The sequence below is a fragment of the Microbulbifer variabilis genome (assembly GCF_052467165.1).
This window is the reverse complement of record NZ_CP174301.1, coordinates 2,320,457-2,331,881: the sequence shown is the minus strand read 5'-3', so window position 1 is coordinate 2,331,881 and position 11,425 is coordinate 2,320,457. Positions and strand designations below refer to the sequence as shown.

9 protein-coding genes are annotated in these 11,425 nt (G+C 46.5%); 6 read left to right on the top strand and 3 right to left on the bottom strand.

Annotated elements, in window-relative coordinates; all coding sequences use genetic code 11:
- Positions 1–197: 197 nt before the first annotated feature.
- Positions 198–3,797: an amino acid adenylation domain-containing protein gene (locus ACJJIP_RS10360; protein ID WP_444946852.1), complete on the top strand. Its 3,600-nt coding sequence runs from the start codon at positions 198–200 to the stop codon at positions 3,795–3,797.
- Positions 3,798–3,957: 160 nt separating this feature from the next.
- Here ACJJIP_RS10360 and ACJJIP_RS10355 read toward each other — a convergent pair whose 3' ends face one another.
- The 3 genes from ACJJIP_RS10355 to ACJJIP_RS10345 all read right to left on the bottom strand — a co-directional run bounded on the left by ACJJIP_RS10355 (position 3,958) and on the right by ACJJIP_RS10345 (position 7,046).
- Positions 3,958–5,193: an MFS transporter gene (locus tag ACJJIP_RS10355; RefSeq protein ID WP_444946851.1), complete on the bottom strand. Its 1,236-nt coding sequence runs from the start codon at positions 5,191–5,193 to the stop codon at positions 3,958–3,960.
- Positions 5,194–5,370: 177 nt separating this feature from the next.
- On the bottom strand, positions 5,371–6,669 hold the full coding sequence (locus ACJJIP_RS10350; protein WP_020415370.1) for a type II toxin-antitoxin system HipA family toxin: 1,299 nt from the start codon (positions 6,667–6,669) through the stop codon (positions 5,371–5,373).
- Positions 6,663–7,046 (bottom strand): helix-turn-helix transcriptional regulator, encoded by a 384-nt coding sequence (locus ACJJIP_RS10345; protein WP_353375402.1) that lies wholly within the window; start codon positions 7,044–7,046, stop codon positions 6,663–6,665. Before ACJJIP_RS10345 ends, ACJJIP_RS10350 begins: the two co-directional genes overlap by 7 nt.
- Positions 7,047–7,837: 791 nt before the next feature.
- On the opposite strand from ACJJIP_RS10345, the gene ACJJIP_RS10340 reads away from it, so the two are divergent.
- From ACJJIP_RS10340 to ACJJIP_RS10320, 5 genes are all read left to right on the top strand, one after another.
- The gene (locus tag ACJJIP_RS10340; protein ID WP_040629505.1) at positions 7,838–8,689 is read left to right on the top strand and encodes a S1 family peptidase; all 852 of its coding nucleotides are present in this window, start codon (positions 7,838–7,840) and stop codon (positions 8,687–8,689) included.
- A 64-nt stretch (positions 8,690–8,753) separates the two neighbouring features.
- Positions 8,754–9,056 (top strand): DUF1330 domain-containing protein, encoded by a 303-nt coding sequence (locus tag ACJJIP_RS10335; RefSeq protein WP_353375403.1) that lies wholly within the window; start codon positions 8,754–8,756, stop codon positions 9,054–9,056.
- Positions 9,057–9,295: 239 nt separating this feature from the next.
- Entirely contained in the window at positions 9,296–9,721 is a 426-nt protein-coding gene (locus ACJJIP_RS10330) for an MAPEG family protein (protein WP_444946850.1), read from the top strand.
- Positions 9,722–9,945: 224 nt separating this feature from the next.
- The gene (locus ACJJIP_RS10325) at positions 9,946–10,377 is read left to right on the top strand and encodes a GFA family protein (RefSeq protein WP_020415376.1); all 432 of its coding nucleotides are present in this window, start codon (positions 9,946–9,948) and stop codon (positions 10,375–10,377) included.
- A gap of 130 nt (positions 10,378–10,507) precedes the next feature.
- On the top strand, positions 10,508–11,314 hold the full coding sequence (locus tag ACJJIP_RS10320) for an amidohydrolase family protein (protein WP_444946849.1): 807 nt from the start codon (positions 10,508–10,510) through the stop codon (positions 11,312–11,314).
- Positions 11,315–11,425 lie beyond the last annotated feature (111 nt).

The window sequence follows — 11,425 nt, the reverse complement described above, 5'->3', positions numbered from 1 at the left end:
TTAATAATGGTGTTTGTATCACTTTGTGCGATACGTCATTCGTGATTTTTAATTAATTATTACCCTTTAGTTTGTGGATTTGGGTTTAGAGGAGGTGTTTCTAAAAATTAGGAAATTTATGACCAAATTTGAAAGACATTAAATTGAATTGAAAGTTAATTTCCAGATATTTAATAAAGATATAAAGGTAAGATTCTGTGAGTAGTCCAGTTAAAAATTCCAAAATACAGCCCCAAACCGATATTTCAGTCTGCAGTTTGATCGCACAGCAAATGCTGGAGGCCCCTGATCGATTAGCCATTATCGATGGGAGAGCCAGTGTGAGTTTTAAGCGTCTGCTTCAACGGGCCAGTGCGATCTCAGCTGAACTTGAGATTCGTGGTATTAAGCCCGGATCTTTGGTCGGGGTTTGCATGAGCCGCTCCTGGGAGCTTGTGGCAACTTTAATTGGCGTAATGCGAGCGGGGTGTGCCTATGTACCTTTAGACCCCGCTTACCCTCAAGGTCGCATTCGTTACATGCTGGAACACTCACGTGCTTTGGCGGCTATCGTGGATAACGATAGCTCTGCTGACCTATGTCGCGAAGTGGGTGAGTTAATCTGGCTCGACAAAGTGAGCGACCAAGGGGAGGAGATTTTAGATAGTCATGCCAGGCCATCAGCAAATGACTTGGCCTATGTTATCTATACCTCTGGTTCTACTGGCAAACCAAAAGGTGTTGCAGTTGAGCATCGGTGTATTGTGGCAATGTGTCACTCTATGGGTGAGTTGTTCAGTGAGAAGGAACTCCAGGGAGTATTCGCAGGGGCCTCAGTCTGTTTCGATACTTCTGTAATGGAAATATTTGGCACCTTGTCACTCGGGGGCACGGTAATACTGGGTAAGAATATACTTGATTTGCCAAACCATCCGGCAGCGGATCAAGTAAGAACCTGTGTATCTGTGGCATCGGCAATGCAGACATTACTAGCCACTGAAAAGTTACCCGAGGGGCTTCAGTGCCTGGTATTTGGTGGTGAGGCGTTAAAGCGATCCCTGGTTGAACAGGTTTATTCATTGAAACCTGGGCTGCGGGTGTTCAATGCCTATGGCCCTACTGAGGATACGGTTTACTCAACAATTACCGAAGTTGAACCAGGCATCAAGGCGATTACGATTGGAAAATCAGTGCCAGGTTCCCGTGCGTATATTTTGAATGAGTCCATGCAACCGGTTTCTTCGGGTGAAGCCGGTGAGTTGTATCTGGCTGGAAGCAAACTGGCAAGAGGGTACTTATATGATGAAATTCTCACTAAGGAGCGTTTTATCGAGAGGGAATCTAGTGACCTTATCCCGGATCGCCGCTTGTACAGAACGGGAGACCTGTGTCAGTGGACGGAAAATGGTGAGATAGAATTTCTTGGTAGAGTTGATCAGCAGGTTAAGGTCAGGGGGTTCCGTATTGAGCTTGAGGAGATAGAGTCGACGCTTGAGACTATGCCGGGTATTGAATCTGCTGCAGCGGCCGCCGTAGATGGTGGCATTGGTCAGAAAATGCTTGCAGTCTACATTGTAAGCCGGGACAAGACGATAACAGATACAGCCGTTAAAGATTTCCTGGCGCAGCGGCTTCCGAAATATATGATCCCCCAAATCGTGAGGCACTTAGAAGCATTACCTGTGTTACCCAACGATAAGCTCGATCGCAAAAAGCTGATGAAACTAGAGGAGAGCTATGCTGGGTTGGGATCAAGTGTTGATACTGAGAACAGTACCAGTGACTTGATGCAACGCCTGATCGGTTCCAGCTCAGAACAGCAAGCAATTTTACTGTCGATTATTCAAAGAGAGGTGGCCGTACTCCTTAATTTTGCAGATCCAGAAGAAGTATTACCGGAACAATCTTTTTCTGGCCTCGGTCTCGACTCTCTCACAACCTTGGAATTGGCTCGGCGTTTGAGCAATAACCTGGGCCGTTCGGTTGCTTCCCAGGCGATTATGACTTACGCAACCCCAAATGCCCTGGCAAACCACATCCTTGGTGGTTTGAGTGATAATTCAGCTAAGGATTCGAATGAAAAAGTGAATCGTGCAGCATCGGATTCACTTGCCAGCTTCCAATCGCATATACAGTCTAGCCATCCGACTTTCCAGGCTGCAAAAGCACCGTCCTGGTCTGCACTGGATAAGAGTAAGCTGGTGCAAGAAGTCATGTATATGGTGAACGACCAGCGCCGAAACCCTTACAGTAAAGTGCTGCGCACAGGTAGTGCTACTCGGGGCACAGTGAGTGATGTTTACAATGATGAAGAGCAGGAAGCAATAATCTGGACAACCAATCTATATCTTGGTCTGAACCGGGATAAGGAAGTTATGGAGGAAGCCGCTTCCGCGGTAGCGAAGTTTGGCACTGGGATGGGTACTTCTGCCGCTGCGTCAGGTCTCACAGATCTCCACCTGGAGTTCGAGACTGAGTTTGCAGAGCTGGTAGGAAAACCGAGTGCATGCTTGTTCCCTACAGGGTATACCGCCAATGTTGGAGTGGTTGCAGGTCTTCTTGGTGAAGACGATGTGGTGGTTATAGACCAGCTTTGCCATGCATCTATTGTTGATGGTGCCCGTCTCTGTGGCGCAACAATCCGGACATTCAAGCATAATGATGCCGCCGACCTGGAGTCTGTGCTTGAGTCAGAAGTATCCCCATACCGTACAGTCCTCGTTGTTTTGGAAGGCGTATACAGCATGGGGGAGGGCGCCGCACCGGTAGCCAAAATTGTTCGTACAGCAAAGAAATATGATGCGCTCGTTTTGGTGGATGAGGCGCATTCCTTCGGATTCTATGGTGAACGTGGAGCGGGCATTTGTGCCGCGCAGGGAGTTACCGACCAGGTGGATTTCATTATGACGACGCTCAGTAAGGCGCTGGGCAGTCTTGGTGGCGTTATTGCCGCGAAGGAAGAGTATGTAGATCTTTTGAGGTCATCATCAAGAGCTTATATTTTCCAGGCTTCGATCAGCCCTGCAGATATTGCCGCGGCACTGACGGCTTTGCGGAGGCTTAGCACCGATGATGGCTTACGGGAGCGGCTCTGGGATACGACACGCTATATGCGGCAGCGGTTCGAACAAGCCGGCTATGATCTGGGGACAGGAGATGGGCCTATTGTTACGCCGCACTTTAGTAACAAAGATAAGCTGTTTGCAATAGTGCAGGAGTTATATAAACGCGGTGTCCAGACATCGGCGGTTACCTATCCCATAGTGGAGAGTGGGCGTGGCCGGCTCAGGCTTATTTGCTCAGCAGCCCATACGAAAGGGGATGTGGACAAGACCGTTGAAGCCCTGATTGAGGCGGAGCGGGAAGTTGATAACTTATTGGTTGCCACAAAAGAAAAAGCTATGGACCCGAGCATAGCGCAGTCCGAAGTGGAAGATTGGGCGAATAATTTCTCCAGCTATCTTAAACGATCATTAGCAGGAGGCTCAGCCCCAACTCCAAACCTGGCTATGTCTGTAAGTGTCACTGACCAGTCTGAGCCGGTAAGGATTTTGTACTACGACGGAAATGTAACCTTAAGTGATCATAAAATATCCGGTCTGCCTTCCTGCTCAATGCTCCTAAAAAGTAGCGATGCAGTTTCCGCCTTGCACTCCTCCGATGTACAAGGGTTACTGAAAAGCATCTGTGCAGGGAGTTGTATTTTAAATGGTCAGGTGGAGGCATTTATTTGGTTTATCGCGCGCATGGTTGATCTGCGGCGGGGCTCAAACGAGTCAGCAGCTAGCCGGCTGCCTCATGAGCAAGTTGTCTGCTAGTTGAGTCGAAAATTAATCTGGATGATTGGCCCTAGCAAATACTGCAGGGCCTCTTTTGGATGCGTTATTGGCATCCATGCCCCATACGGCTCCAGGTGCAGTTGTAGCTTTGACATCTCACTCTTGAGGAAGCTTTCATGAGACGTAAGTTACTGATTTCTCACTTCTCCACTCTGGCTAAGTTTCGCCAACCCAGCTGAATTAGTAACAGGACCAATATTGCTGCGGCAGCAGTGATAAAAAATGGCAACCGAATATTCAATTCCATCGCTCCCCCACCGACCAGGGAAATCAGACTTGCTACCAGCGTAAAGCCCGCGGTGGCTATTCCCATTACCCAGCCCTGTTCAGTTTCATCGACGCTATTGGCAAATGTCTTCAAGAGGGCGGGGTAGGCGAGCCCAAAGCAGAGATAGGCAAAAAAAATGCTCAAGTAACAAAGCCAAATATGATTACTGAATGCAAAGACTAAAGCGCTGCCTCCCATAACCAAGGCAGATAATTTGATAACCAATGGCTTGCTCCAGCGTGATAAGACTGGCTTAACCATAAACAGGCTGGATATCGCCACAGCAATGCCCATAGTCAGCATGGCCATGCTGGTCACCAGCAAGCCTGCCTGGAACCGGCTACTCAAGTAATTGGCGATAAAGATATAAAAGCTGAGATGTACCAGCATAAAGCAGAGGTAGGCGGGGCAAAGCCTGATTACCCCTGGGCGGTCTTTTAAATGTATGAACTGTGTAAAGAGATCCAGGAATCGCAGCTTGAGCTGCATCGGCGCCTTTCGGCTGTCATGGAAGAAGAGCAAGATTAGGCATAGGGTGATGGCGACAAGCACTAGCGCAAAGTAGAAGGGCAGTTGAATGCTGGCGATATTCCCCAGTAGTTCTCTATCTGCCAACAAGCCAGCCATGATAGGGCCGGCAACCGCGCCGGCACTCATGCCGGCCACTAGAAGACCCAGGTTCCTGGAGGCTTCCAGTTCTGTCTTGCTGGCATCAATCATTGCCGCCTGCGCTATAGGCTGGTTGCCTGCAGTGAATCCGCTGACCACTCGCCCCAGGATCAGGAGCCAGAGGCTGCTGTTAACCAGAGAGAGGATAGTTATTGCATAACCAACAAGAGCACCTATCAGGCATAGCACCATAGCATTCTTGCGCCCAATACTATCGGATAGCTTTGCGATATACACAGAGCCGACAAACCAAGCCAGAAAGAAACTACAGATAACGACGCCATAATATAGATGCCGTGTCGCCTGGGGCGTATCTGTAGGTAAGAACTGGAATTTTGTCGACATAACCAGTTCATTGATAATTGGAAAAAGGAGTCCCTGGCCCATTAGGTCAACAAATACCACAGCCAGCAGGGCTAAGCGGCACATTGAAGACATGATGGGGGCCTCGCTTCTTGTTCGGTTATCAATTCCAATAACTGAATCAAGATAGCAGTTGGGGTGCTTTGACAGGAGTATCTACTGGAGCGGTAGGGCGATTGCTACTTTGCTTTTTTCGGGTGTCGGTATGGTGGAATTACGCTCCCTTGCGTATTTTACTGTCTGGATTATCGATCAGCAGAGTTGTCGCTGGTTTTGGCGGATTTCGATCATCCAGCTTTCGGATACACCAGCGCTTTCAGCGAAGCCCTCCCATTTATTCACGGCTGCTGCTACCTCTTCAACAATATCCATTGGCCGCTTGATGCTGATTGCCCTCCCTACGGCAAGCAAATCTTCTAATTGGAAATTGTCGCGCTTACCATTGATACTCATCTGATGTTGACTGGTCCACGCGCCCCCCGGATTGTGGGCGTAGGTTACATCGAATGCGGGCGACAGAGACCATTCGCCTTCGGGGCCCATCAGGAATGCAATGTTCTTTGTGTGATCATCTTGGTTCCTGGCTAAAACATTGAATACCATTCGGCGATATTGTTGAATCGCTTCATTCTTGGGCAAGTAGAGTTCACGCATAACGCTGAAGGCCTGCTCGTAAGAGTGGGCGCCAGCCATATTGAAATCCAGGTGCGCGATGCCGCAGAGAGATTGCATATGTAGCTTCTTGCCATTCACGCGATCGAAGCGCCGCGTCATGAAATGTGCCCGGCCGTTTTCTTCGAGAAGCTGGCAGTCTGTCATGTTAATACCAGCCTCCAAGGCCATAAGATGGTATGCGTACTCAATCCTCCCGTACCCATCGGTGGCGCCGAGTTCCAGATCCCCGGCACCATCAAATTTCAGCAGCCAGTAGTCGTAATCTTTCGGCGCGGGAACTTGGCCCGAACGTATATCCCCCTCGCTATTCATAGCAATCACCGCTTTTGCTCTGGCGCCTCCAGCGCTGGTACCCACTCTTAATATGTCCAGCAATGCCCCGGATTTCTCGGTATCACTCTTTCCAAGTTGGGCGTTCAGGTCAGTTTGCCTGTGGGTAATGGCTGCAGCTAGTTTTACCAGCTCCTCAATATTGAGATCGACAGAATCCTTAAAGCTGCCATCCACCGCGGGCTGAAATTCCAGCGCTCCCATACCACGGGTACCGGTATAGCAAAGCCGCTCAATGGGGTTAAAGCTTTCCGGAGTCCGCCCCTGCCGAGCGAGCCAGGCATCAATAACGGCATTACCGAATTTGTCGGGCAGACAGTCTGCAAGTAGCCCCGGCAGTCCCTTAAAGGTGTCCCGATTGAGTGTGCGGAACATATAGGGTTCTAATGGAGACTCGATAGGCATGGTAATAGGGGCAATATCCAGCCTGCGCTGTAAAAACTCTGGGGCATATTCAAAAGCACCATACCCGCTGTCGTCCCAATGGACAGCGCCAACTATTTCCCCCCACAGATGCACTACTGCAGTATTTGTTCGATTTACCATTCTGGCTTATCCCTCTTTTTAATGTTTCTTGCCGGGGTCTTGGGGGTGCCTTCATCAGCCCCCTCTTTAAGGGCTTTAGTGGCGCCAGAGGCTCTGGCTCTTTGCCGCTGCTTGCCATGCATAGCAAGTTGCATGGGACTAACAGTTGGAGCTGGGAGGAAAGCTTCCAGTGCATCCAGCCGTCGAAGCACTCTCAGTGCCGCAACCAGGCTGTCGAGCCTGCCGCGACCAGCCTCTAACCCTTTGATGGTGGAGGTAGATAAGCCGGCACGCTCAGCCATATCATCCTGGGTGAGGTTCATCCGCAAGCGGTACTCTCTGAGCCTGTTGCCCAGCGTATAGAGTATCTGTTTATCAGACTGTCCGTGGAAGGCCATTGTAGCTGTTATTCCATCTGTAAGTTACTAATCAGCTGTTTAATAGCTGCTTTTTGATCTATTAACACAAGTTAAAGTTATATGCTATTAGTAGTTAAAAATCCACCTTTTAACTAGCTTAAAATTAAATTATAGGTGGAAAAGCGGCTTTTATTCAGGGTAAAGGTCAATGCCAGGGGTAAAATCGATCTCGATACCTATGTTCATAATTAAAAGTCGGGGCAGCCTCTATCTATGGTTCTCCGAAGATCCTCGTGCAGGTGAAGGTGCTTGGGGCTACTTCAAGCTGTAGATCCTGGAAAGGGCTTTGAGCCTTACGAGATGCGTAAACAATGATGTCAAGGAGCTTAGTCTGTTCGCGCATTGTTCACCTGCAGCAACTCCTTCCTAAGAAGCGTTTAAGCTTAGAGGGTTTAACTATAACCTGACCTGGATGGTACTTGTGCACCGTATGAAAATTCAATCTGGAGTCAGCCAGGCAATATGTATCGATAAATAAATATTTAATTTTTAACTTAGAAGCCAATATTATTCGTGGGTAGGTTATTCATCTGTAGAAGAAAATATTCTTCGAGTATAAAAATTCGAAGTTCCCAAGGCTATGAATAGCTTAGAAGATAATAAATAGATAGTTATTTTTATATATCAACTTGTGAACAATTTGTACTAAGTATGGTGGGTTCCCAGTCAAGTGGAGTTGGTTATAAAAATTTAGGGAAAAGAGTGAGTCTTCGAGTAAGCTTAATAGCCGCCTTGATAGAGACGAAGTAGAAAATATGGATGTGAAAAAAATGAAGTACGTACAGGAATACATTTTTTTAGTTTTGTTTTCCCTGTCATCCACTGTCAGTGCCATTGTTATCCGTGATGATATTGAAGATGAGAATTACCAAGTACCCACCTCAATACTGCCAGCATTGGCCGACTTTCCAGGAGAAGGGCACGGGGTCCTGATTTTTCCTCAGTGGGTTGTTACCGCGGCACATGTGACCTGTTCGAAACACCCTAAGGAGATCAATATTAATAGCCGGCCGCGTAAAATTGCGTCCGTATTCGTTCATTCTGGGCACAAAATGCTACCCGAAGCCCTTATCAAAGAGGCATTAGCTACAGGTGAAGGCATTAAGTTACAGGAATTCCTCGCAATGTCAGATGATATTGCGTTAATCAAGTTGGAAGAGCCAATCAATGATGTGGAGCCAATCCCTCTCTATCGTGGCAATGACGAACTTGGTAAGACTATCCAGTTAATCGGCAAGGGAAGCACGGGTAATGGTAAAGAGGGGCCAAAACCCAATAGCCCACATCGAACTTCTTTGCGTAGAGCCTTCAATGTTATCTCCAGTGTTGATATGCGCTGGATTTCCTACACATTTGATTCGCCAGCATCTGCTGTTTCACTTGAGGGTATGGCTGGCAATGGCGATAGTGGCAGCCCGGTTCTTATCGAGGAAGAACAAGGATGGCAGCTTGCTGGTCTTGTTGCTTGGGTTTCCAGCAACAGGGATTTGCGCACGTATCACGGTGGGCGTTATGGCGATAGAGGAAATAACGTTCGCATCTCTCACTATATAGACTGGATCGATAGTACTATATCTGCCGATGAGCAGGAGCGGAGTTTAGAGTCGGCCGAAGATAAATGATTGGTTCCTATGATAATGGGAAAAGGCCTGACGGTGATCTGAGGTTAGATTTGGAGTAAGTATAATGTATGAGATGTTAGTAGGCCTGGAAGTAAGTAATGATGATATTTACCAAGCGTATCGCGATGCGATGACGCCTATATTAGAAGCGTATGATGGCTCATTTGGATATGATTTCAGGGTGTCAGAGGTGTTGAAGTCTGAAAGCAGTTTGGAGATTAATCGCGTATTTACGATCAGGTTTCCAACTGAAGAGATGATGAGCAAATTCTTCTCCGACCCTGAATACCGAACTATAAAGGAAAAGTACTTCGAGTTATCAGTGCAGAGCACTACGATTATAGCCGGTTATGAGAAGCATATTTAAAAGAGCAAAATAATTAATTTTACCTCGCAACACTTGGTATAGCTCAGTATATTAATGATTAAAGGATTAGCAATATAAGAGAGTTGGTCTTCAATGGATAAATAGACCAGCAAGCTGGAGATGCGGATAACTAGTAATTGTTCTGGTTGGAATAGTGCCATACAATTTTGGTGTTTGTTTAGTAATGTTGTTATTAAGTAAATGATAAATTTGTGAATTAGAGGATGGCCGGAGAGATCATGGAAGCAAATATTCAGTTAATTCAGCCGATAATAGCGCTAGTGATTTGGTCTCTGGTAATGTGGCTATGGATGTACGCTACGAGATTGCCAGCTATTGCCGCTATGAAAATGAAGTTAGATCCCGAGGCACCAGCTGGCACTCAAATGTCGAAACTTCCGCCAAGAGTTCGCTGGAAAGCGGATAATTACAATCATCTACTGGAGCAGCCTACTGTCTTCTATGCCATTGTGCTTTCTCTAACTTTCCTTGATGGAGCTACAGAGGTGAATGTTATTGCTTCTTGGCTGTATGTTGGATTGCGGATACTTCATAGTCTTGTCCAGGTCTTGTGGAATAAGATTGAAATTCGTTTTGTTATTTTCTTTTTATCCAATATTCCGTTATTCATTTTAGCTTTCAGCGCGGCAAAAATAGCATTCTAAAGGGAAAAGAAAAATAGGTGATTTGAACAACCCTTTTACTAAAGCCGTTTGCCGCTTCCGTTAGGTCATTATTTTTTCTGGTTGTATATAAAATGATCTATTTGGGTTGTGCTTACACTTTGGATAAACCATTTTAACCAATGAAGTGGTAAATAGTGTCAAAGGATATACTTAATTGAATTTTTCCGGTTAACTGTGGTGCTAAATATATACAGGTAAATTATATGATCGATGATAATGCAATTTCAGTCGGTGGTTGTTTATGTGGAGCTGTACGATACGAGGTGAAAGGGCCGCTGCGAAACGTAGTAAACTGTCATTGTAATATGTGTCAAAAGCTACATGGAAACTTTGGTCCCCACACAAAAGCTCGCAAAGTTAATATTAAGATAACAAAAGATGACGGGTTAGCTTGGTATAAAACATCAGACATTGCTCGCAGGGGGTTTTGCCGGGAGTGTGGCTCAGGGCTTTTTTGGGAGCCGTATGAGCTTGATGCAACTGGAATTATTGCTGGATCACTGGATGGCCCGACCGGGTTGAAAACCATGGGGCATATATTTGTCAGCGAAAAGTCTGATTTTTACGATATTGAGGATAAACATCCTCAGTTTCAACAGTCATCAAATGGCCAATTAGTTAACGACTATAAGTAGGCAGATATTGTAACTATGAATGATGTGGTTTAGTACTTTTACCGCACTACAAACTTTGTAGGATTATGCAAGGAAGCATTGGACTCCATAGAATACTTAATAGCAAACCTAATATAAGGGAGCTGCTACTATGACGACAGTAATTGATGTATGGGCTCAGCATCCAACAAAGCGTTTTCTTTCTGAGCCCTTTTTAGATACATTGAAGAGGTGGACACGACAAGACTTTGAAGAGTTGCCTCTGGAGTGGACATTGCTGGCGATGGAATCAGCGAATGTCTCCAAGGCGCTTATCTCTGCTTGGTATGGTCCTAGCGGAGCATTGATTAGTAATGAAGAAGTTCTTGCAATAACCTCGACTCACCCAGACAAATTTTCTGGGCTTGCCTCAGTTGATTTGAGAAACCCCATAGAGGCAGTTCAAGAGTTACGTAAATATGTCTGTGAGCATGACTTTAAGGGCTTGCGCATCGTGCAGTGGCTGTGGGAGCTTCCATGTACGCATCCCCTTTATTATCCACTGTATGCCGCTTGCGTTGAGCTGGATGTACCTGTTTGTTTGCAAGTTGGGCTCGCAGGCCCCTTACGCAGTTCTGAATCCGGTCGCCCTATTCATATCGAAAGAGTAGCGCTTGACTTCCCAGATTTGAAGATAGTTTGTGGTCATATAGGTTATCCTTGGCATAACGAGATGATCGCTTTCGCCACCAAGTTTCCAAATGTGTATATAGATACTTCTGCATATAAACCTAAGCGATACCCCAAAGAGTTGGTTTCATTTATGAAGGCCCATGGCAAGAATAAAGTGATGTTTGGCACTAACTACCCGATGCTGACACCGGAAGCCTGCATGAAAGAGATGCATCTGTTGGAGCTAGATGAAGAGGTATCGGAGTTTTTTTTGTATAAGAATGCTGAGAGAGTTTTTAAGCTTTAGTCTGTCCGCTCTAATGACGTCGGCTTTTCAAGACTTCACCTGGCGGTAGCCTGCCTGGTTAGCGAGTCCCAACAGATGAAGCCATTGTAAGCAATCGTATAGTTTAGAATG

What these genes read in the sequence shown, in the direction of transcription:
- ACJJIP_RS10355 (WP_444946851.1), bottom strand. Translation starts at nt 5,193, where the DNA reads ATGTCTTCAATGTGCCGCTTAGCCCTGCTGGCTGTGGTATTTGTTGAC.
- ACJJIP_RS10350 (WP_020415370.1), bottom strand. Translation starts at nt 6,669, where the DNA reads ATGGTAAATCGAACAAATACTGCAGTAGTGCATCTGTGGGGGGAAATA.
- ACJJIP_RS10345 (WP_353375402.1), bottom strand. Translation starts at nt 7,046, where the DNA reads ATGGCCTTCCACGGACAGTCTGATAAACAGATACTCTATACGCTGGGC.
- ACJJIP_RS10340 (WP_040629505.1), top strand. Translation starts at nt 7,838, where the DNA reads ATGAAGTACGTACAGGAATACATTTTTTTAGTTTTGTTTTCCCTGTCA.
- ACJJIP_RS10335 (WP_353375403.1), top strand. Translation starts at nt 8,754, where the DNA reads ATGTATGAGATGTTAGTAGGCCTGGAAGTAAGTAATGATGATATTTAC.
- ACJJIP_RS10330 (WP_444946850.1), top strand. Translation starts at nt 9,296, where the DNA reads ATGGAAGCAAATATTCAGTTAATTCAGCCGATAATAGCGCTAGTGATT.
- ACJJIP_RS10325 (WP_020415376.1), top strand. Translation starts at nt 9,946, where the DNA reads ATGATCGATGATAATGCAATTTCAGTCGGTGGTTGTTTATGTGGAGCT.
- ACJJIP_RS10320 (WP_444946849.1), top strand. Translation starts at nt 10,508, where the DNA reads ATGACGACAGTAATTGATGTATGGGCTCAGCATCCAACAAAGCGTTTT.